This is a genomic window from Caldithrix sp., assembly GCF_056497305.1.
This window is the reverse complement of the sequence record NZ_JBSMDE010000083.1, coordinates 13,807-38,109: the sequence shown is the minus strand read 5'-3', so window position 1 is coordinate 38,109 and position 24,303 is coordinate 13,807. Positions and strand designations below refer to the sequence as shown.

The window sequence follows — 24,303 nt, the reverse complement described above, 5'->3', positions numbered from 1 at the left end:
GGGGCGGTGTTTATCTTCGGCGTCGATGATCTCTTTAATCCGTTGTTTGATTCGTCTGGTTGAAATCTCTTCCCCGTCTTCTGTTTCAATTTTTTCATTAAAGAAGTATTTCAGTTCAAAAACCCCGTAGTCGGTTTGCACATATTTACCATTTGCCACACGGCTGACCGTCGAAATATCCATGTCGATCATTTCTGCAATTTCACGCATGGTCAGAGGCTTGATGTATTCCGGCCCTTTTTCGAAAAATTCCCGTTGTTTTTCAACAATCGCTTCCATGACTTTGAGCATGGTAATTTTCCTCTGCCAGATCGAAGTAATAAACCAGCGGGCGGATTCGACTTTTTTACGGATGTATTTGCGCGTTTCTTTGTCGTATTTTTTGCGATCGGCCAGCATCTTCTTGTAAATATTGCTGATGCGCAGGGGAGGAATATTCCAGTCGTTCAGGCTAACCACCAGTTTGTCATCCACTTTTTCCACAATGAAATCGGGTACAATGTAATTGCTGCGCGTATCAAAGGCCCCTTCGCCGGGCTTGGGATTGAGTTTTAAAATCAGGTCCAGATTTTCCTGCAATGTTTCCCTGGAAATGTGCAACTCATTCATGATTTTTTCGAAATGTTTATTCTTGAAATCATCAAAATAGTCTTTTAAAATCTTGTAGGCAATGGTGTCTTGTTTCCCCTGATCTTCCAGTTGAACCATCAGACATTCCCGCAGATTGCGGCTGCCCACGCCCGTGGGATCCAGAAATTGTATTTTCTTGAGGATTTTTTCCACGGTTTGAACATCGGTCTCAAACATATTGGCTACGGTTTCAAGGTTGAGATTTGGGTCCAGATAACCGTCGTCGCGAATGTTCCAGATTAAATATTCACCGATAGAAAGCTGCCGATTGTCAAGGTCCAACATGTGTAGCTGTTCCATCAGATGTTCGGGTAATGTCGGCTTGTGGATTTCCGGCCGTTCAAATTCTTCTTCGTTTTTGTCCTTAGGGATGCGAATTTCGAAGGATTCTTCATCATTCAGATAATTTTCCAGATCCGTTTCAGCCTGGGCTTCTTCTAACTCTTCGGTGTCGTATTCTTCATTGTTTTTGGGTTGATCGAGAAGCTCCAACTCTTTGGCGATCTCTTCCATCTCCCCGTCGTCGGGTTCTTCAATGGTTTCCTCATCTTCCTCCAGCTCTTCCTGTTCCTCTCCCTCTTCCAGAACCGGATTCTGTTCTAACTCGCTCTTGATACGTTGTTCCAGGCTCAACAAGGGTAACTGCAACAGTGTGGAAAGCAGAATCTGTTGAGGCGTCAGCCTCTGTTCCATGCTCAGTTTCAAATTCTGAGAGATATTAATCATTCATCACTTCCTGTATTAAATTGGCACGATTCATGTAACAAAGTTAGGCAAATCCTGAAAGAGTGTCAAGCCATTCCGATCGATTTTGAAAAATAAAAAGTGAGCAATGTATTTGCTTAAAATCCAGCTCATGATGTACACCTGAAATAAGAACATGAAAACAAGGCAAGTGACGCGGTCAATCCACACGTAAAGGGGTGAAAATCAGAATGTTCCGCTGCATGATCTGAATCAGTGTTCAGGTAGAACCCTTTCAGACACCAATGTTTTGCTCATTTCCAGAGCGGATTGGCGTAGCAGTACAGGCAACCAAAATAGCAGGGCTGGCGGCGGTAGTCTCCAATATCAATCGACCTGGTGCAGGCGCATTGTGGGCGGGTGGGCGCTTTGGCCTGCGAAACGCAATGGGAACCAAGAAGATTGAGCAACCGGCCGTCAATGCAGGAGGCTTTGGTTACACCTTCAATGTCCAGCAAGGAATCCGTGCAGCAGGCTTTAATCTGAAGCCCGGCCTCCCGGGCAATCGAAACCAGGGTGCGAACCGTAGCGCTGATCATCTCATGTTGATCATCGACTAATTCTAAAGCGGGGAATTTCTGCCCGAGTCGTTTTTTAAATTTTGCGTATGGGTGGGCCACGCTGATTGTGCAGGTCCTGATCCCCAGCGCCCCTATTTTGTCGGCTAAACAGGCAAATTCTTTTTCATTGAAGTTGGTTTTGATCTGCTCTCCCTCTTTCCAGAAAACTAAGGGGTCGTAGCGCCAGACGATGTGTTGTGCTCCGTAAAATTTAACTAGTTGTTCCAGTTGAGCTAATTGCCTTTTAAGCGGCATGGGACTTTTCTCCAGCATCGAGGGCGAAAGAATGGTAAAGTGAAAAAACAAGCGGTAGGCTTCAAAAAAATGACGATGCTTCAAAAAATGGCCGTAATTCCGGGACCAGAAAACGATCCATTCCACCTGATCCGCCGTCAGTGGAACGCGTTTCACATTTTGCGGGTAAAAGGGATTTCGTACGTCAACAAAGCCCTCTTTAATACGTTCCATGAACCAGCGTAAGTAAAATGCAGGAATGTCCGTGCGCCTGGAAGCCGAGACGATCTGTTTCATCTTTTACCTGTTTAAAGCGCCTTTCAACTTCATTGTAAATAGATGATGTACCGTGCCCTCTGGTTCCTGTTAAACGGTTTTTATTTAGTGCCTTGGTTCTTCTCGATTCAAGCCCGCCCCTGAAAAAAAAATTAAAGTCTTAAAGTATTTTTTTTAGTTTTTGCGCAAAAAATTCGTTTTCCTCCGGCAAACCGATCGAAACGCGAATGCAGTGCGGCAAACCAAATGATTTGAGTGGCCGGACAATGACGCCTTCGCGCAGTAGTTTTTCGAACAGGGTGTTCACCCGTTTTTCAGAATCCAGTACAACAGTCACAAAATTGGTGTGCGATTCCAGGTATTGAATGCCCAATTCCTGGAACAGGGTGTAAAAAAATTGCTTACCAATGCGGTTGTTGTGTAGGGTTTGTTCCAGAAAATCGGCATCCTCCATGGCTGCTACTGCAGCCACCTGAGCCAGAGTGCTTGGTTCAAAAGTCAGTTTAATCTTCATTAAATTGGAGATGAAGTTTTCATGAGCGAATCCATAGCCAATACGCACACCGGCCAGGCCAAAAGCCTTGGAAAAGGTACGCAGGGTAATGACATTGTCCAGCCGATATTGCATGGAATCGGGATAAGTGGGATCATCATGGGCAAATTCAAAATAGGCTTCGTCTAAAATGACCAGCACACGCGGAGGCACCTGTTTTATGAATTTCAGGAATTCACTGACCGTAAAAATGGTGCCCGTGGGATTGTTGGGATTGGCCAGGTAGATGATCTTGGTTTTGGGTGTAATTTGTTCGGCTATGGCCTGCAGATCAATGCGAAAATCTTTTAAGGGCGTGCGCAGTAACTTGATACCCCGCGATTGGGCCTGAACATCAAAGGTGACAAACGAACCATGGGAAGTAATGGCCTCCTCATCATCCAGCAAAAACGTGCGCATGATGGTAGCGATAATCCCCTCTGATCCGTTGCCTGTAAAAACATTGTCAATCTTAACATCATACCGTTGAGCCAGCGCTTTGCGCAATTCGAAAGCATCCGGGCTGGGATAGCGATTAATGCTGTCTAGCGCTTGTTGCATGGCCTTCAAAGCTAAAGGAGAAACGCCAAGCGGATTTTCATTGGAGGCCAATTTCACAATACGGTTTAAGCCCAATTCGCGTTTTAGCTCGTCAATGGATTTCCCCGGTTGATAGGGTTTTAGTTCCTGAATGTGCCTGGGTACCAATGGCATTTCCATTTCCTTTCCTGTTTCCGTTTTATGTTCCAAAGTTAACAAATTTTTTTAAAGAAAAAAATCAATTCTTTTCGCTTTGCCTCTCCTAAAAAGCGAGGGCCGTTGGATTGGCTAAAGAGAAGTGAAAAAGTCCATCTCTGCCGGAGAGCAATTTGTACTAAAATGCACCATCTCTGAACCATGGCACAATTCTAACGTGTAAAATACAGATTTTGGAATAGTTCCCTTAAAAGATCGAATCCTGCAACGGAGGGCTGCGAAAATTTTTGTGCTGTGTGAGGAAGTAAAACCGTTTAATTGTTGATTTGTTGAATGGTTTATTTGTTGAATGGTTTGATGTCCCGTCCCCGAGAATCGGGATTTCCGCTGCGCTCCAACCGGCTGGATAGCCGTCCAGACGGGCCTGTCCCTGAAAATCGGGGCGAGGGGAAAATTCGGTCAATCGGTAGCCTGCGCTTGATACTTTCATCGCTATTACACAAGTCTCGAGCTGAGGCTCGAATTACGTTACGCATGTGAATTGTTGGCAAGTGTAAAGTATTATCAGAATGACATGCCGGCACAGGCCTTCACCGTCTGGGTACCGCTTGCCTCTTCGTAAATCAAGTCATAATTCGTAATTTTTAATTTTTAATTAAAATTGCCTTTTGTGCATGCCTGGCTTTTCTATGTTTCCTATTGATGATTTATGGTTGCAACTACTCGGGCTTAGATTCGATGTTATGCGTTGAGCAAATGGAAACGCCCCAATTCCCGCTTAACAATAGTATTGGCGAGGCCAATTTAATTTTGGGATGAAGCCGGGGGACGCTGATCGGTTTGGTTCAGCTTGTGCAGTTCGGCTTCCAGTTCCAGCACTTTCTCTTTCTGGCCGTGGGTACGGTAATGATCGAGAAGCAGAGTTAGTAAGCGCTGGTTTCTAAGGCCGTTGGCGTAGGCACGCTTCAGCTGCTGAATGGCTTCGTGATGGTTACCTATGGCGCGGTAATAAAGTCCCCGGTAGTAGAATAATTGTCCTTCCGAAACAGCAGGATTTTGGGCCAGTCCGCTCAATAATTCAAAATAGGCTTCCAGATTGTGAGCCTTTAACAAAGTTTCGAAAGCCCACCGGGCCTGTTGTACAGAGAGGCAAGCGCCGCAATGGCTTAAAGCGTAATTGCGGGCTGCAGTCAACGAATCGCCTTTACTAAGAGCAAGATCGGCAAGAGCAATGTAATAGGCTGGGGACGGCGAACCTCCCTTTCGTTGTAAAAGAGTGCGATATTCATCCAGAATGTTTTCCGCTTTGCTGAAATCGCCAAGTTCCAGATAAAGCTGACCGATGTTTAGCAAGAAATGCAAGCTATCGGGTTCTTCTGTAAAGGCCTTTCGATAGTAACTAATGGCCTGATTCAGCTGGCCCATTCGGTAGTGGAGCGCGGCCAGGCGTTTGAGTACCTCCGGAGAATGGGATCGGTAGCTGAGAGATTTCTTGTAGTAGTAAAGCGCTGAATCGACAATGTCCAGCGAATCGAAAATTTGAGCCTTCAACACATAAAAGAGGGAAATGTGATTGTTAATGCGCAGGGCCTGATTAACCTGCTGCAGCGCCTTATTGAGGTCTCCCTCAATGCGGGATTCTAGCGCATTCTGGTAAAAAAAGTAAGCGGACGGCTCGCTGAGAGTTGGGGCAGTTTGCAAATTATAACAGGAATGGAGAACACCCAATCCCAAAATACTGAAAAAAAGACGAATTGAAAATGGCCTCATTTTAAAAACTCGAATTGCCCCTTCATCCATTGCTCCATCTGAATGAATCTTTGCTTACGTGCAGCATCGTCGATGGAATTTGAGGCCTGACGTTTGATCTCATTGAAGATCAGCTTTACAAATTCAGTACTCTTTTCCTGGCTCCACAAAAAAATAAGGGACTTAATCTTTTTTTCCAGATGTTGACTAATGGAGAGGCGCGCAAGCATAATGGCTGAAACCTGTTTCATTAACAAATCCGCTTGCTGACGGTAGTAATCGACAAAAGGTAGTACATCATCAAAATGCGTTTGAGCGTGATATTCGAGGGATTGCAAAGTAAATTGCCGTAAATTCCGATCGGGATCGTTTAGCAAACGGCGCAGGACTTTTTTTAAATTACCTGTCGGGCCGTAACGTCCAATCATTTCGGCCAGAATGCCCTTATCGTGAATGGCTTTTTGTGGAGCATTTTTAAAGAAACGGTCAAGCGCAGCCGGAAGTTCTTCCAGCTGTTCGTCATCCACCTCTTCTGCAGAATCGACTTCCAATGCCTGACAGGAATGAATTAATAAATTGGAAGCATTGCGCAACTTCCAGGCCGTGGGCCTGGTTTTCATATAAAAATCGAAAATTTCCTGTAAATTTGCCATCTATTTCCTGATTAAACTGATTAAAAATTCCTAAAATTTGTAGCCAATCTTGCGTAAAAATTCTTTACGGACTTTAATATCTTCCTCTGTCTCAATACCTTTGGTTTTAACGCCATCCACAACGCCAAGAATGGCGCGTCCCATTTCCGTTTCGGCAATGATGACCTCTGTTGGGTTGGCCGTAGCGCAAAAAATGCGCGTGACTTCCGGTACCATCTTAATGGTGTTCAAAATGTTGATGGGAAAGGCATTGCCTAAAAAAATGATAAAGCTATGCCCGGCAGAAAGATTCAGTGCGTTCTTCTTGGCCAATTCAATGAGTTCCGGATCGTTTCCCGAGTAACGCACCAGGGCCTGTTGCGAGGCTTCGCAGAATGCCAGACCAAATTTAATGCCTGGATTCACATTGACGATGGCTTCATGCAAATCTTCAACGGTTTTAATGAAGTGAGAATGGCCTAAAATGAAATTCATCTCTTCCGGTTTTTCGATCCTGACCACTTTTAGTTCCATTTTTACCTCCTTCATATTTAATCTTAAATTTAAGATAATTTTAATAATAAGCAAAAACAATTGTCTCCGGGGAGGATGTAATTCGTCGGACAAATAAATTCTTAAGAGCGGAGAAATTTTTTGAAATTTTTCAAAAAGAATGTACTTTAACATTTTAATGAAACTGCAAAAGAGACGGCGTTGTCATTTCAAATCTGATTGCACGCCGAAAGAAATCTTGGTGCTCATAACCTCGGATTTAGTTGATCTGAAGGGCCAGAATGAGCGAAATGGCCCAGAAATATTCTCTTTTGCAGAACGTGATCAACCATTTAAGGAGGAATGTGTATGAATGCGCTGAAGTATCGGGTGCTTGATTTGATCATGATCGTTTTGCTGGCTGTCCTCTTTTCCTGTCCCAACCTTTTTGCCCAGGATGAATCAAGGGTACTGACCCCGAAAGAGCTTTTGCAACTTAAGATGGTCTCTTCCGCTCTGGTCAGTCCAGAAGGGCAGTACATTGCCTATACTGTTCGTGTGCCAAGGGCCGCAGACGACTCTCCGGGTTCGGCCTACAATGAGCTCTATGTGATGCACTTAAAAGACAGGAAGGTTACGCCTTTCATTACCGGAAAGGTTCAGGTTCATGGTTTACAATGGCGGCCGGACGGTAAAGCGCTCACTTTTTTAGACAAAAGAGCAGAAGACGAACATCAACAGGTTTATGAAATTCGGCTGGATGGCGGGGAGGCTTATCCCATAACCGATGTAAAATACAATATTTCCCGTTACCTCTGGCATCCGTCGGGTCAATACATTGTGTTTAGCGCTACAGAACCGCCTTCGCCAAAAGAATCGTTTTTGCGCAAAATGGGCTATGATTTCATCTTCTACGAAGAAGAATGGAAACACATCAATCTGTACACCTATGATTTGTCCAGTGGGCAAGTGCGCCAGGTTACACACGATATTACAGTGCTGGATTTTGTGTTCGACAGGCAGGGCAAGCAGTTGTTCGCCAGGATGACGGAAAAAAATCTAATTGATTATTATTACATGTTTACGCATTGGTACAAGGTAAACCTGAAGGACGGCGGCTATCAGCAGGTGAGTTTTAACCGGGGCAAGCTGGGTAATTTGAGCGTCAGTCCCGATGGGAAAAGCGTGGCCTACACGGCGGCCCTTGACGAGCATGATAATGCAGTCAGTCAGGCTTATATGATGCGCCTTGACGCCCCACAAAAATCCTTGCAAAACATAACGCCGGAACAATATCGTGGGCACATTGTCTGGGTCGGCTGGCTGGAAAACCACCGCCTGTTGTATCTTGCGGCCGAGGGTGTGAACAATATTCTTTACGAATACAATCTGAAAAACGGAAAACGCAGGAAATTATTGGATTCTGCCAAAGAGGGCGCGATTTTTGGAGCGCCATCCAGGTCGAATGATGGAAAAGTGTTGGCATTTACAGGCAGCGCGCCTCATTTTCCCCGCGAGTTGTTTATCTGGAAAAAAGGCGGCCATTTAACACGCCTAACGGACAGTAATCCCATTTTGGCTAATAAAAATTTTGGAAAACAGGAGATCATTCATTACCAGTCGCGCGACGGCTGGAGCATTGAAGGTTTACTCATCTATCCGGTGGATTATCAGCCGGGCAAACGCTATCCGCTGGTGGTACAGGTGCATGGCGGCCCGGAATCTCATTACAGAAATGATTGGCTGAGCTGGTATTCTTCCCCTGGTCAGGTATTAGCCGGACGCGGTTATTTTGTGTTTTATCCCAATTATCGGGCGAGTACAGGCTACGGCGTAGACTTTGCCCGGCAGGGATTTGGCGATCCCGCAGGGAAGGAGTTTGACGACATTGCCGACGGCATACAATATTTAATCGACCAGGGAATGGTTGACGCCCAACGCGTGGGATTAGGCGGCGGTTCTTACGGGGGCTATGCTGCCGGCTGGTTTGCTACCTACTACACAAAACTGGTAAAAGCAGCCTGCATGTTTGTGGGCATCAGCGACATGATCAGCAAAAAGGGCACAACAGACATCCCCTATGAAGAATTATTGGTTCATGCCGGTAAAAAGATCGAAGAGGAATGGCAAAAAGCCCTGAAACGCAGCCCCATCTACTGGGCGCATCAGTCGCAAACAGCCTTGTTGATTTTTGGCGGGGCGGCCGACACGCGTGTGCATCCTTCACAAAGTCTGGAACTGTACCGCCGGTTCAAAATGAATGACAAAACTGTGCGCCTGGTTCAATATCCAGGCGAAGGCCATGGCAATCGGCGCCAACCTGGACAGATTGATGTCCTGTACCGCGTACTGGACTGGTACGACTGGTACCTGAAAGAGGACCATCCGGTAAAAGGGCCCATGCCTCCGCTGGACATCAGTAGTAAATACGGATTGCCATTACCGGAATAGCATTTGTTGTTTACTTCTCTCTCCGGATTTGATCAGGCGGGGAGGGAAGTTTTCTTCATGTTTTCCCACCCTTTGCAGAATGTGACACCATTGGTCAACTACCGTGAACTCCGTAAAGCCACAAAGAGATAGGCATTTTAAATTAAAAAGTACGAATTACGAATTATTTTATGAGAAAGCATTTTATGCTCAGGCGGTGAGGGCGCGTGCCGCCTGTCCATTCGACCTCGATTTATCGGGAGAGAAATCTCTTCCATTGGAACACACGTAAGCACGACGTAACTCGAGCTTTAGCTCGAGACCTTTGTAAGGGCGAAGCTTTTTTAGCGTAACGTAATTCGAGCCTCAGCTCGAGATCTCCACTGTTTCTCCTCTCGCCGATTTTCGGCGAGAGGTGGCTGGGGAGTGTGGTAATTAATTTAAAACTTTGTGACTTCTCAGCGCTCTCTGTGGTTGCTTAAATCCCTGCGGAAATGTTTTATTGCACTTAGCAAGTGTGCTAAAAATATTGGAATGGTGCTTAAAAAAGTTTTATTTTTAACAAAACAAACTAAGATTTTCGGAGGCATAATGTTGAAAAAAATCGCTCAACTGATTCTTATGACTTTACTTTTTAGTGCTCCCGCTTTATGGGCGCAGGAAGTCATCCAAAAATTTCTGGTGCTGGAAATGCCGCAAGGTGATCGCTGGCGCTTAATTCAGATCGATCCCATTGAGCAAAGTCTGGTTGACGGCAACTTCCGTTTGCCACAGACCGGGCAACAGGTAGCGTTCGGCAAATCAGGAAGCGCCACCTGGCAAGAGAAGACGGTGAATCAGCAGGGATGGTTGCGTAGCGGACAAAGGCGGGCCTTTTATGCGCTGGCAGTTATTGAATCCAATGAAGAAAAAACCGTGTTATTGGAAGGCCGCGCTCACAATCTGGTGTACGTGAATGGCCAGCTCCATGTTGGCAACCGCTACCAATACAAAGATCGCTTTGAAAGCTGGGAACCAAAATTTGACTTTTCTTTTTTACCTATCCGGTTGAAAAAGGGTCAAAATAGTTTGCTATTCAAGTGTTACCGTGGTCGTCTAAAAGTTTTAATTCATCCGGTAACTTCGGCCTTGATGTTCAATACCCGGGACGTTACTCTACCGGATTTGATCAAAGGGCAAACCATTGATGAACCCGGGGCGGTTGTGGTCATCAACGCTACGGATCAGGTGCAAAAGAATCTGGTTATTTCTTCCGACAATGAACTGATTGTCCACAGCCCAGTACCGGTGATTCAGCCCTATTCCATTCGTAAGGTTCCATTTTACATTCGCGGTAAAGCGCCGGCAAAAAACGGTACGCTTAAAATCATGCTTCAGCTGCAAAAAGAGGGGCAGACGATTAGCCGGGATACCCTCACTCTGAATGTCGTTTCCCCAGGCGAAATACAAAAGCATACCTTCATTAGCGAGATTGATGGCAGCGTGCAATATTTTGCTCTTAATCCGGCGCAGGGGGACGACGGGCAGCCCAAAGCTCTGGTTCTCAGTGTTCACGGCGCTAATGTGGAGGCGCTGAATCAGGCGCGCTCTTACTTTCCGAAAAAATGGGCGCACATTGTGGCGCCCACCAATCGCCGGCCATTTGGCTACGACTGGGAAGACTGGGGACGATTGGATGCCCTGGAGGTGTTAAAGCTGGTCAAAGGCAGGTGGGTCATCGATCCGGCGCGTATCTATTTAACCGGCCATTCCATGGGCGGGCACGGGACCTGGCATCTTGGCGCCACATTTCCCGACCAGTTTGGCGCCATTGGGCCCAGCGCCGGCTGGATTAGCTTTTTCACCTATGCCTTTCGCGATACCATGCCTTCATTTTCTCCGCTGCAAAAAATGCTGATACGCGCTTCGTCTCCAAGCCGAACCACGGCTCTGGCTGAAAATTTCAAACAGATAGGAGTGTACATCATTCATGGCGACTCGGATCGGAACGTACCGGTAGAGCAGTCGCGTAAAATGGTCAAAGTTCTTAAGAAGATTGGTCACCGCGATTTTGTCTATCATGAAGAACACGGCGCAGGACACTGGTGGGATAAAAGCGATGAGCCTGGCGCGGATTGTGTGGATTGGCCGCCCCTGTTTGATTTTTTTGCCCGGCACGCCCGTCCCGCTGCGCAACAGTTACGGCAAATCAACTTTATTACAGCCAGTCCCGGCGTTTCTGCTACCAATCACTGGATCACCATTTATTCCCAGCAGCGCCCATTTGAGTTCAGCAAAATCCAGATCCAGGTCGATCCGGGACAACGACGTTACACAGGGCAGACCGAAAATATCCAGCGTCTGGTAATCGATTTGCTTGCCCTGCAGCCAGATCAGCCCTTTTCGGTCAAGCTGGATAACCAGTTGCTGGATCACATTGCCTGGCCTGCAGATAGAAAAATTCAATTGGAAAAAAGAGCAGGAAAATGGCAACTGGGCGAAAACTGGACGGACTGGGAAAAAAATCCCATGCGTTACGGCGGGTTTAAAGAGGCTTTCAATCATCGTGTGCTGTTTGTCATCGGTACAGGCGGTTCAAAAGAAGAAAATGAATGGGCTGCAGCCAAAGCCCGTTACGATGCCGAAGTCTTCTGGTATCAGGGCAATGCAGCGGTGGATCTGATCACGGATAAGGAATTTAATCCGGAGAAATTCAAAGACCGCAACATCATTCTTTACGGTAATGCCCAGACCAATCGGGCCTGGAAAACATTGTTGGCTGATTGTCCAGTTCAGGTCTTGAGGAATAAAATCAAGCTGGCCAGGCACACCTTTAAGGGTTCTGATTACGGCATCTTATTTATTTACCCAAGGAAAGACAGCGCTATTGCCTCAGTGGGGGTAGTCGGCGGAACAGGCATCAAGGGCCTGCGGGCCACCAATATCCAGCGCTATCTCTATCCTGGTAATGGTTTTCCGGACTTCACCATTTTTAAATCGGACATTCATATCAATGGACTAAAGGCGATTAAAGCTGCCGGTTATTTCAATACAAATTGGCAGGTGGATGAAGAGAATATGGTACTACAGTAACAACCATTCATTCGCAATCGGACACTCGAGGATTTTTAATAGAAAACAAGAACATTGGGCCCCTTTTCCCTGAATTTAGAGATGAGGGGCTTTACAAAACGTTTTCAACTTGCTGTTAAAGGCATTTTTTTAATGTAATTTTTTAGGGAGAGTTCTTTTAAATAATTAACGCTTTGGCCTGTTGAATTTTTTAGGCACGAGCCTTTACGCTTCATCCCACTTTTCAGCAAAACGGACGCAGAAAACTTTAGAGGGGGATTGCCGGTTGCTAATGTAAGGGGTGCCTTGTCCTTTAAACAGGTAGGAAGCACAACAGAATGAAAGGTCGGCACCATTCAACTATCAGAGAGTTTTTATTTAAAAAACACACAAAAAAGGAGGAATTCATTTGACAAAATAAGACAAACATATTAAGTTTGTTTTTAAATAAAACATACTGAGTCATAATTGCAATGAAACAAAATAGGAGTTTTCAATGCATTGGAAAATCAGATATCAAACCTTCCCCCTTTACATGATACTTCTTTTAAGTCTGTCTGGCCTTTTGTTGGCACAAACCACGGGTAAAATTGCCGGGCGGGTAACCGATCAAAATTCCGGAGAACCATTGCCCGGCGCCAATATCACCATTGATGGGACAACACTGGGAGCGGCTACAGACCTGGCTGGCGAGTTCTTTATCATCAATGTCCCTCCTGGAACCTACACCGTTCGTGTTCAGATGATCGGTTATGAGACGATGGTTATTCAAAACGTTAAAGTATCGACCAATAGAACCACAGGTCTGGATATCAAGTTGAAGGAAGCCGTAATGGAAGGCGAAGAGATCGTTGTGGTGGCCGAACGCGTTTCACTTAAAAAAGACCAGACAGGTTCCATTAAGAATGTTTCCTCAGAACAGATTACCGCATTGCCAGTGGAAAATATCGGTCAGGTTGTGCAAATGCAGGCCGGTGTGGTTCAGGGCCACTTTCGGGGCGGGCGCAGTACTGAGGTGTCATACATGATCGACGGTGTGCAAACCACGCAATCATTTACGCGTACTACCAGCACGGTTGAGGTGGAGCCAGAAGCGGTTCAGGACCTGGAAGTCATTACTGGAACCTTTAATGCCGAATATGGCCGGGCCATGAGCGGTATAGTAAACATGGTGACCAAGGATGGAGGAGCGCAGTTCCATGGCAGTTTTTCCGGATATCTGTCCAATTATTTCACCCCGCACAAGGATGTATTCATTGGTTTAAGCGATACAGAATTCGATCGCAACAAAGACTTTAAAATTCAATTGGATGGCCCCATCTGGAAAGATAAAATCACTTTTTTTACCAATTTCAGGATGGAAGACCGCAAAGGACATCTCAATGGCATCCGCCGTTTTGAACCAGACAACTACAGCAACTTCATCCAGCGGCCTGCTCCCTTGCAGGGCATCGTAACCCCCTGGGATGCTTACATTAAAGGCATTAACTGTTACTCCGAACACACAGGCGACAATGCCTATGTGCCTATGGATACGCGTCAAAGCAAATCCTTCATGGGCAAAATAACCTACAAACCCTTCAAACGCGTGAAAACTTCGATTATGTACAATATGAATCGCCAGCAGTGGAAAAATTATTTGCACAGCAGTAAATACAATCCCGATGGTCGGGTTACCAATTACGAAGATTCCGATTTTTATCTGTTCAAAATGAATCATCTGGTTAGCAATAGCATGTTCTACGATTTTAAAGCCTCATACACCTACAACTATTTCCGTTACTGGTTGTACAAAGATCCTTTTGATCCGCGTTATGTGTCGGATGGTTATTCCAGAGGCGTGGGCGGATTTTCCACAGGCGGCCAGGACAAAAGCCGGTATGAGCGCAAGCTGCACGATTACAATGCCAAACTGGATTTAACCTGGCAGGCCACCAAACACCACAGCTTTAAAACCGGCTTTGATTTCACGCAACACAAAGTAGATAATTTACCAGGAAACGTAGCAGACCTGAGAGCACGAACCGGAGACCCAACCTATCAGGAATTTTATTATGACTCAACCCTGCAACGGGTGGTGTTTACGCCCTATCAACCTTCGTACCTGCCCGATTCTTCCGTGGATCGCTACCATAAGGAACCGTATGAATATTCAGCCTATTTTCAGGATAAAATGGAGTACGAAGACCTGGTGATCAACTTTGGTGTGCGCTACGATTACTTTAATTCCAACACCGTTTATCCCACCGATTTACGAAATCCGGACAACTTACAGGACGCCAGACGCAAATCACAGTACAAAAAAGCCAGGCCGCAAACGCAGATTAGTCCTCGTTTTGGCCTGTCTTACACTCTGGCTAAAAAGGCCGTTTTGCGCTTTAGTTACGGGCACTTTTTTCAGATGCCGCCCCTGTACGCCATGTACCAGAACCACTATTTCCTGATTCCAACCGGCGACTTCCAAACCATCCATGGTAATCCCAATATTAAAGCAGAACGCACGGTGCAGTATGAGATGGGTTTGTGGCAGGAATTGCAACCGGGCATGAATCTGGAAGTTTCGGTTTACTACCGCGATATTTATGATTTACAAACCGCTATTGTCGTCACGACCTATTCCGGACGTAAATATGGCGTTTACTCTAATAAGGATTACGGAAATGTAAAGGGTCTGGAAGTAAAATTCGATTATTACACGGGAAAATTTTCGTTCTACCTAAATTACACTTTACAATACACTCGAGGTGTGGCCGACAACCCCAATTCAACGTTTAACCGATTGGGGCAGAGCATCGATCCCATTTCCAGATTAACGCCCTTAGCCTGGGACCAGAGGCATACCTTGAATTTTAGCGTTGGTTATCACCAAAAGCACTGGGCAACAACCTTAACTACGTACTACAATTCGGGATTGCCCTACACCTATCAACCGATTTCCGAGAGTCCGTTGTCCAAACAGAATATTCCGCCTAATGGCGAAAAACGGCCGTCAACCATCACGCTGGACTTGAAGACGTATTACGATTTCACAGTCATGAACGATATTAAGCTGCGGCTCTATTTGCTGGTTTACAATTTACTGGATCGTAAAAACGAACTCTACGTCAATCCGACTACGGGACGGGCTTACACAGCTATTGTTCGTCCTTTTCAGATTGAAAATTACCGAAGCAATTTTAACGACATTTACGACAGTGTAAGGAATCCGGCCATGTTCTCTGCCCCCAGAGAGGTGAAGCTTGGCCTGGGAATCCGTTTTTGATTGTAAGAGAAAATAATAAAAATAGAGGTTAGATCATGAATAAAAGAATAACAATTAGCGCAGCACTCAGCTTTGTTTTGCTGGTCTTCATGACGCCGACTTTGCTTGTGGCCCAGAAGCCTTATCGAGTGGGCACAACTACGGCCAATTTTCTGGAAATTGGTTACGGCGTTCGGGAAAACGCCATGGGCGATGCCAGTGTTGCAGCCGTTCGAAATTTAAATAGTATTTACTGGAATCCGGCCGGGCTGGGCTTCATGCGGCAAAGCCAGGCCATGGCCATGTATCAGCCCTGGTATGTGGGCATAAACACTTCCTTTGTCGGATTTGGGTACGTCAAACCCATCTGGGGAACATTCGCCGTAGGCCTGATCTACACCGGCTACAGTGACGAAGAAGTAACCACCGTTGAGATGCAGGAAGGCACGGGCGAGATGTACAATGGCCAGGAGCTGGCCTTTAGTTTTTCTTATGGTAAACGGCTGGTTGACTGGTTTTCATTCGGCGCCAGTGCCAAATACGTAAATTCCCGCATCTGGCACGAGACCGGCCATGCTGTGGCCTTTGATCTGGGCGCCATTGTTAACACGCGTTTTTTTGCCTGGAGCGACAAGCCAGGCGATGGGCTGAACATCGGTATGAGCATTTCGAATTACGGCACCAGAATGAAATACAACGGTCTGGACCTTAAACAGACCAAAGATGTTGCCCCTGAAGAACAGGGTAATTATCCCTACGTGCCGGTAAAGTTTGACCTGGAAGATTGGGAGTTGCCTTTGCTAATGCGGCTGGGAATCTCAGCCTATGCCTACAAGAGCGAACACCATCGCTTATTGCTGGCTGTTGACGCCATGCACCCCAATAACAATAGCGAATCGATTAATGCCGGAGGTGAATATACTCTGACCATCCCGGCCTATGGAGAATTTAGTTTGAGGGCTGGTTACAAAGGGTTGTTTATGGTTGATTCACAATATGGTTTGTGCATGGGTTTTGGGCTGCGCCTTAACTTTTTAGGTAATAAATCATTGATTATCGATTATGCTTTTCGGGATATGAAAACGCTCGGAGGTACGCATTCTTATTCTATAGGTTTTGTATTTTAAAAAGTAAATAAAAAAAGGGTAGTGTAAAAATGAGGATACATCAAATTTTACGAATTTTACTGCTCTTAATAGTTATGCCGTTTTCCCTCCTGGCCCAGGGAAAACCTTACGACGGGCCGGATGACCCGGCCGGCGATCCGGCAGCAGAGCGTTATGGCTGGATGACAGGAAATAATGTGTTGTTGTTTTTTAGAAATACCACGGAGCTTTCGGATTGCTGTAATTTAGGTTATGACGTTTCCAAATGGCCGAATAACTATCAAGGCACTAAAATGACGGATGGGATCATGGTGCTGGTTGGCGCCCGGGTTTACATTCGACAGGATTCCTTCCCTGTGGAAGACCCCGCCCACTACACAGGCAACGATGCTCTGGACACGCTCTATTATATTGAAGCCAGTTATCGTGAGTTTATGGATAAGAATCCGGCCGGAACGGTTGAATGGGCGCTTTACCCACCATTTGGTTATTTTAATCCGCTGGATGAATACCCGGCTATGAGCAATCTTCCCAATTCATGGCCGCCCGAAGGCTGGCCAACAAAAGATGGAACCAAATGGCCCGGTGAGTGGAATGGCCGTTTTGGGCGAGGCATCATGAAAGCTGATCAGGAGATCTTTGTGGTGGTTAATGATGCTCAAGATCAGGAAGGGCTGCCCACCAATCCCAATAATAAAAAAGCCTATTACTATCCACGACGAGCTTATGGTCCTAATGGAGAAATCATAAAAGATGTACGAATTGGGGATAAGCGTCCCGACGTCACGGTGCAAAAAGGATTCCCCTGGGGCGGTCTGGGAATTCGTATTGAACAAAGAGGCTTTCAATGGTCCAATCCGGCCGCTGCCGATGCCATCTTTTTTGAATACAATGTGGCTAATATTTCGGAATACGATCTTCCCGAAGTCTTTTTTGGTTACGAAATGGACAACGCTGTGGGAGGCGGTGAAGGTTTTGGTGACGATATTGCCTTTTACAATAAAGACCTCAATATGGCCTACACATGGGATGCTGATGGCGTGCCTGACGTGGGCGGCGGCAAAGAACCCGGAGTTTATGGTTTTGCTTACCTGGAAAGTCCGGGTATTGCTTACGATGGTATTGATAATGACAATGACGGCCTAATCGATGAAAAACGAGACAATCAGGCCACCATGAAAGTCGGCCCAACCGATGGCATTAGCGATCTCTATGCTTTTTTGCGTTATTACAATTTAACGGAAAGCGATCTGCATGAACACTGGGATGCCGATGAAGATCAAGACTGGCAGGATGGCCTTGACCTGAACGGCAATGGAACCTACACCTATTTCGATTCCACCACCATGTTGTGGCAGGTCGAACCCGGTGAGTATGTGGGTGACGATGTGGGCCTGGATGGCGTTGGACCTTATGATTTAAATTACAACGGTCCGGATGAAGGGGAATGCAATCACAAACCCGACTATGTGGAAGGCATTGGTTGCGAACCCAATTTTGCGGCTACCGATGTGACCGAATCGGATATGCTTGGTTTAACCTCTTTCCGATATTTATTAGACTGGATTCCGGGCCTGGGTGGACCGGGCACACCGCAGGATGATAAATCGCTGTTCATGCGCCTTACTCAGGGTATTTTTGATGATGCCCAGATGAATCCGCAAAATTTTATCGAGCAGTTCGCTTCCGGACTGTTCCCGCTTTACAAAGGGCGTACCGAACGGATATCCATGGCCAATCTATACGCTTACGACCCCTTAACCGGGCTTAATTCAGCCGATCATAAAGCGCCGGCGCTCTTTCGCTTAAAAGAAGTGGTTCAAGAAATCTATGAATCGGATTACCGCTTTGCCCAGCCACCATTAATGCCAACCTTAACGGCAACGCCCATGGATGGTAAAGTGATTTTAAGCTGGGACGACAAAGCCGACCAATTTACCCGAGAACCGTTTTTGGACAATCGCAATGACTTTGAAGGCTACAAATTGTATCGGGCTACCGATAAAGTGATGTCTGATCCATTGGTCATCACAGATGGCTATGGTACGCCAACCTTCCGTAAACCCATCTTTCAGTGCGATCTGGTGGACAACCGTTACGGTTTTACCGATTACGGTCTGCTGAACGGCGCCGGTTACTACCTGGGCGACGAAAGCGGCATTCAGCACTACTTTGTCGATAACACCGTGGATAACGGCAAAACCTACTATTACGTGCTGGTGGCTTACGACTACGGCATCGACTCCATCGGTTCCGGTATTCCGCCCTCAGAAAACAACTTTGTCATTGAACTGGATGAATACGAAAACATCCGGCGCATTACCAAAAACGTACAGATAGTGCGTCCCCACCAGTTTGCTGCCGGTTACACGCCGCCTGATGTGCAAAAAAAAGAGCAGCATACCTTTGGCACCGGCAAGGTGGAACCGGAGTTGCTGATTCCACAGTTCATTAAAACCGGTCACGAATACTATGTGGTGTTTGATGTGGATACCATCGACTTTTTAAATAAGGTGCCCTTTGGTCTGATTTACCGTAATATCGGTCTTCGCATTTACGATGCCAGCGAAGGGAATAAACTGGTTTACTTTGAGAACAAGAATAAATACACGGGCAATAACTTTGTTTACTACCAATACGACTTTTTTAACAGCAAAGAAGAGAACTGGCTGATGAACTATGGCAATGATTTAACGACCGGCCAGTTCGACGGCCTGCTGGTGCATTTTAACGTACCGGTAGAAACCGCTCAGCTTGATGAAGTCAACAGCGGTTGGGTTCAGGGCTCTTCGCCCATGAGGTTGACCTTGCCGGCGGTTACCATTCCCGAAGGGCAGCAAAAAGGCTACCGGCCCATCATGTTGCCTTATGACTATGACATCATCTTTACGGATAATGACACGGCCTACACCAGTCAATTCAATAAATCCCGTTTCTGGGCCGAAGACCGGACCGTGATTTACACCAAAAATGATTACATTCCCAATCAGAGTTTTAATTTTTACGTAGTTAACCGTTCGGTACAGGATGAGAACGGCGAAGATGTGATCATGGAGATGATCGCCCACGATTTGAACGGAAATGGTCAGTTTGATATTCTGGAAGACGAGGTTGTGGTAGGCGTAACCAACAGCATCGGCTTTTTGGGCAAGGGGAAATGGGCGGCCACGGCCTTTGTGCTGGATTTTAAGAATTGTCAGAGCGAGGCCCAGCTTCCCAAAGCGGGCGATGTTTACCATGTGACCTTTCAGCGTCCCTTTACGCAAACCGACACGGTACGATTTACGGTCCATGCCCCGCAAACCGTCGATACCCGTAAGCTGAATGAAGAGATGGATCGAATTCGCGTGGTGCCCAATCCCTATGTGGCCACCAACACCTTTGAGACCAATGTGGCTAATTTTCAGCTGAGCCAGCGGCGGCGCATTATGTTTACACATTTGCCGGCTCAATGTACGATAAAAATATTTACGGTCAGCGGTGTATTGGTGGATGAGATCGAAGTAAACAACAGCGTGAGCAATCGCACATCAGAATGGGATTTAAATTCTGAGGCCAATGGCACCGCCTTCTGGGATTTAAAGACCAAAGAAGGACTGGACGTGGCGGCCGGTTATTACATCTACTACGTAAAATCCCATTTAACCGGCAAGGAAGTAATGGGCAAGTTTGCGATTATCAAGTAGAACAAGGAACAAGGGACAAGGGACAAGGAGCAAGGGGGTGAGGGCAAAAATGGGGAATCTTTACCCCTCGTACACAGCGCGAATGCCATTTGTAAGGACATCGTAACTCGAGCTTCAGCTCGAAACCTCCACTGGCAGACACGAGCGCGAAAAAGTATATGTGTGCAAGAGTTAAGGGTGTAATAGTTAATTAGTTGAATGGTAGAATAGCGAACAGCGAACAATGAATAGTGAATAATAGACAATTAATAGTTCTGATTTTCGTTATTCACTGTTCACTATTAGTTGTATAAAAATCTGCGAGAACAGGAGACGTAGCGCTACTCTCCAGGGTAACTATGGCTCGAAAGAGCCATTCAAAGGGGCTTCCAAAAGAAAATTTTTCGTTGATAAAGCGCATAACTCTTTACGCTTGTAACGACTCTGGAGAGTTGAACTACGATAAGCATGGCTCAATAATCCATTAATTGAATTCGATCAGTTGGAGTTGTTTTTAAAAAATATACGTTTTTTTAACTCGTTTCGCACCTGGGCAATCAGAGTTGCTCCAGAGATAATGCAGAAAGGCCCAATTCTTTCAATTGCAGGAGAAGGTTTATGGTTAAAAAGCTGAATTTAGCTACATTGTTGATACTTTCGACAACTTTCACTCTATTATTTGCCCAGGGGCGGCCTTACGATGGTCCGGATGATCCGGCCGGCGATCCCTCTGCCGAACGTTATGGATGGATGACCGGTAATCGGGTGTTGCTCTTCTTCCGAAACACCACGGAATTGTCTAATTGCTGTAATTTAGGCTATGATGTTTCTAAATGGCCCAATAATTACGATGGCACCAAAATGCACGATGGCATTGCTTTGATGATTGGCGCGCGCGTTTACCTGAAAAATGATACCATTCCCATTGAAGATCCAGCCACCATCACTCCCGATATGAAAGTGGACACCCTCTACTTTATCGAAGGCAGCTATCGTGAATACATGGATAAAAATGAAGCTGGAACAGTGGAATGGGGATTGTATCCGGTTTTCGGTTATTTTAATGAGCTTGGTGAATATCCGGCTATGAGCAATATTCCCAATTCCTGGCCCCCGGAAGGATGGCCGACTAAAAATGGCAAAAAATGGCCGGGCGAATGGAATGGCCGTTTTGGTCGTGGTGTGATGAAAGCCGATCAAGAATGTTACTTTGTGGCCAATGACGCACAGGATCAGGAATATCTGGTGCCTACTCGTTATGTAAAGTATTACCCCAGAAGATTGCGTGCAGCTGACGGTACCATCCTTAAGGATGTGCGCATTGGGGATTACAATCCCAATGTGACCGTGCAAAAAGGGCTGCCCTGGGGTGGAATTGGCGTGCGTGTCGAAGTCCGCGGCTTCCAGTGGAGTAATCCTTCAGCCACTGATGCCATTTTCTGGGAATACAATATTTCCAACATTTCGGATTATGATCTGCCTGAGAACTTTTTCGGCATTTATATGGACAATGCGGTGGGTGGTGAAGAAGGAACCGGCGATGATATTGCCTATTACACCAAAGAGTTGAACATGTGTTACTCCTGGGATATCGACGGAATACCGGTGGGCGGCGGCACCACACCCGGTGTTCTGGGCATGGCCTTTTTAGAAAGCCCGGGTATTCCATTTGATGGAATTGACAACGATAATGATGGTCTTATTGACGAACAACGCGATAATGTAGCCCAGGCGCTGGTGGGGCCTACCGATGGCATCACAGATGTTTATGCCTTTCTGAAATACTACAAATTAAAAGAGAGCGATCTGCGTGAACACTGGGATGCGGATGAGGATCAGGACTGGCAGGACGGATTTGATAAAAATGGGAATGGCACTTACTCTTACTACGATAAAGAGACCGGTCGCTGGTACGTCGAACCAGGCGAAGATCCAGGCGATGATCTGGGACTGGATGGAGTTGGGCCCTATGACCTCAATTACAATGGCCCGGATGAAGGAGAGTGTAACCATAAACCCGATTTTGTTGAAGGAGTAGGCTGCGAACCCAATTTTGCAGCTACAGACGTTAGCGAATCCGATATGCTGGGATTGACTTCCTTTCGTTATTGTTTTGAGTGGGGGACTAATGGACAGAGCTTGATGAACGATGAGGTTACCTTCAAATTTAACACGGAAGGCGTTTTTGATGAAGCGCAGATGGTTCCCCGTAACTTTGTTGAACAGTTCGCTTCCGGATTGTTTCCGCTATTTAAGGGCAGAACCGAACGTATTTCCATGTCTGAATTACATGCTTATGATGCACTGGGCGGATTAAATTCAGCGGAACACAAAGCGCCGGCCTTGTTCCGTTTAAAGGAAGTTGTACAGGTCATCTATGAATCGGATTATCGTTTCGCTCAACCGCCTTTAACTCCTACTCTGAGTGCGGTGCCCATGGATGGTAAAGTCGTCCTTTCATGGGATGACCTGGCCGATACGCGTACGCGTGACGCTTTTGTCGGAAACAAGAATGATTTTGAAGGGTACAAACTGTTCCGGGCCACTGATAAAAAATTACAGGATGCTGAAGTGATCTCCGATGGGTATGGCACAAAAATTTTGAAGAAGCCGATTTTTCAGTGCGATCTGGTGGATAACATTTATGGTTTTGCTGATTATGGAATGATCAACGGAATTGGCTATTATCTGGGCGATGACAGCGGATTACAGCATTATTTTGTAGATAACACCGTGAAGAATGGTCAAACCTACTACTATGTGTTGGTAGCCTATGATTATGGCATCGATTCTATCGGGGCTGGCATTCCGCCTTCAGAAAATACCTTTACGATTGAGTTAGATGAATATGAGAATGTCCGCAAAATCTCTCAAAACGTGGCCATTGTCAAACCCCATCAGAAGGCGGCCGGCTTTGTTGAACCCGATGTGGAAAAGGATCCCGATCAAACAACGTTTGGAACCGGTAAGGTAAATGTGGAACTGCTGGTGCCCCAGTATTTAAAAGAGGAACACACCTACAAGGTGACTTTTGGTGTGGATACCATTGATTATCTGAATAAAGTGCCTTTCGGGCTTATTTACCGAAATAATTCCATTAAAATTTACGATGCCACCGAAGATAATAAACTGATCTATTACGAAAATAAGAATAAATACACTGCCAACAATTTCGTTTATCATCAATACGACTATTTCATCGGGAAAAAGGAAAACTGGTTATTAAATTATGGACAGGATTTGACCACAGGTCAATTTGATGGCTTGCTAATCCATTTTAATGTGCCGGTAGAAACCGCCCAGCTGGATGCCCAGAATACGGGCTGGGTGGTAGGTAGTGCTCCTATGAATCTGACTCTGCCAAAAGTTTTGATCAACGAAGGGAGACAAAAAGGCTACCGGCCTATTATGCTGCCCTATGATTACGACATCATTTTTACCGATAATGACACGGCTTACGCCAGTCAATTCAATAAATCACGCTTTTGGGCAGAAGATCGGGAAGTGGTGTACACCAAATCCGATTACATCCCCGGCCAGTCATTCAATTTTTACGTGGTGAATCGCTCGGTCCAGGATGAGAACGGCGAAGATGTGATTATGGAAATGATCGCCCACGATTTGAATGGTAATGGCCAGTTTGATATTCTAAAAGACCAGGTGGTTGTAGGCGTTACGAACAGCATTGGCTTTTTGGGCAAGGGTAACTGGGCGGCTACGGCCTTTGTGCTGGATTTTCACGATTGTGAAACGGAAGCCGATTTACCGCAACCCGGTGATGTATTCCATGTTACCTTTCAACGGCCTTTTACCCAGAACGATACCATTTCTTTTACAGTCCATGGCGTTCAGGGCGTTGATCCCCAAAAATTAAATGAAGAGATGGATCAAATACACGTGGTGCCTAATCCATACGTGGCTACCGATCGTTTTGAAACCAATGTTTCTAACTGGCAACTTAGTCAAAGAAGACGCCTCATGTTTACTCATGTCCCGGCGCAATGTACGATTAAAATTTTTACGGTAAGTGGAATTTTTGTGGATCAAATCGAAGTCAATAATGCCACGTCAACGCGTCAAAACGATTGGGATTTGAACTCAGAAGCCAATGGCACAGCGTTCTGGGATTTAAAGACCAGGGAAGGTCTGGACGTGGCAGCCGGTTATTACATCTATCATGTAAAATCCCATTTAACCGGCAAGGAAGTAATGGGCAAGTTTGCTATTATCAAGTAGAACAAGGGACAGGAAGCAAGGGCAAGGGG

At 46.0% G+C, this 24,303-nt stretch carries 12 protein-coding genes; 6 read left to right on the top strand and 6 right to left on the bottom strand.

Annotated elements, in window-relative coordinates:
• The 6 genes from rpoN to ACWB0I_RS07305 form a co-directional block, all read right to left on the bottom strand.
• Positions 1-1,356 (bottom strand): RNA polymerase factor sigma-54 (gene rpoN / locus ACWB0I_RS07330; protein WP_479387403.1); only part of this gene is annotated, 1,356 nt, incomplete at its 3' end.
• Positions 1,357-1,628: 272 nt separating this feature from the next.
• Positions 1,629-2,465 carry a DUF1848 family protein gene (locus ACWB0I_RS07325; RefSeq protein WP_479387402.1) on the bottom strand — a complete coding sequence of 279 codons (837 nt, stop codon included), beginning with the start codon at positions 2,463-2,465 and terminating at the stop codon, positions 1,629-1,631.
• Positions 2,466-2,604: 139 nt separating this feature from the next.
• Positions 2,605-3,696, bottom strand: coding sequence for a histidinol-phosphate transaminase (hisC, locus tag ACWB0I_RS07320; RefSeq protein ID WP_479387401.1), 1,092 nt, complete (start codon positions 3,694-3,696; stop codon positions 2,605-2,607).
• A 780-nt stretch (positions 3,697-4,476) separates the two neighbouring features.
• Positions 4,477-5,442 carry a tetratricopeptide repeat protein gene (locus tag ACWB0I_RS07315; protein ID WP_479387400.1) on the bottom strand — a complete coding sequence of 322 codons (966 nt, stop codon included), beginning with the start codon at positions 5,440-5,442 and terminating at the stop codon, positions 4,477-4,479.
• Positions 5,439-6,074 (bottom strand): hypothetical protein, encoded by a 636-nt coding sequence (locus tag ACWB0I_RS07310; RefSeq protein ID WP_479387399.1) that lies wholly within the window; start codon positions 6,072-6,074, stop codon positions 5,439-5,441. The genes ACWB0I_RS07315 and ACWB0I_RS07310 overlap by 4 nt, the downstream gene beginning before the upstream one ends.
• Positions 6,075-6,104: 30 nt before the next feature.
• The gene (locus ACWB0I_RS07305; RefSeq protein WP_479387398.1) at positions 6,105-6,587 is read right to left on the bottom strand and encodes an adenosine-specific kinase; all 483 of its coding nucleotides are present in this window, start codon (positions 6,585-6,587) and stop codon (positions 6,105-6,107) included.
• A gap of 327 nt (positions 6,588-6,914) precedes the next feature.
• Here ACWB0I_RS07305 and ACWB0I_RS07300 point away from each other — a divergent pair, with 327 nt between their 5' ends.
• The 6 genes from ACWB0I_RS07300 (at position 6,915) to ACWB0I_RS07275 (ending at position 24,274) form a co-directional block, all read left to right on the top strand.
• Positions 6,915-8,996 carry a S9 family peptidase gene (locus ACWB0I_RS07300; RefSeq protein ID WP_479387397.1) on the top strand — a complete coding sequence of 694 codons (2,082 nt, stop codon included), beginning with the start codon at positions 6,915-6,917 and terminating at the stop codon, positions 8,994-8,996.
• Between the two features lie 570 nt (positions 8,997-9,566).
• Positions 9,567-12,047, top strand: coding sequence for a carboxylesterase family protein (locus tag ACWB0I_RS07295; RefSeq protein WP_479387396.1), 2,481 nt, complete (start codon positions 9,567-9,569; stop codon positions 12,045-12,047).
• A 475-nt stretch (positions 12,048-12,522) separates the two neighbouring features.
• Positions 12,523-15,288, top strand: a complete 2,766-nt coding sequence (locus tag ACWB0I_RS07290; protein ID WP_479387395.1) for a TonB-dependent receptor — start codon at positions 12,523-12,525, stop codon at positions 15,286-15,288.
• A gap of 35 nt (positions 15,289-15,323) precedes the next feature.
• Complete coding sequence (locus tag ACWB0I_RS07285; RefSeq protein ID WP_479387394.1) at positions 15,324-16,394, top strand: PorV/PorQ family protein; 1,071 nt, start codon at positions 15,324-15,326, stop codon at positions 16,392-16,394.
• A 29-nt stretch (positions 16,395-16,423) separates the two neighbouring features.
• A complete protein-coding gene (locus tag ACWB0I_RS07280; RefSeq protein ID WP_479387393.1) occupies positions 16,424-20,059 on the top strand; it encodes a hypothetical protein in 3,636 nt (1,211 codons plus the stop codon).
• Between the two features lie 597 nt (positions 20,060-20,656).
• Positions 20,657-24,274 carry a hypothetical protein gene (locus ACWB0I_RS07275; RefSeq protein WP_479387392.1) on the top strand — a complete coding sequence of 1,206 codons (3,618 nt, stop codon included), beginning with the start codon at positions 20,657-20,659 and terminating at the stop codon, positions 24,272-24,274.
• The last annotated feature ends 29 nt before the right edge of the window (positions 24,275-24,303 follow it).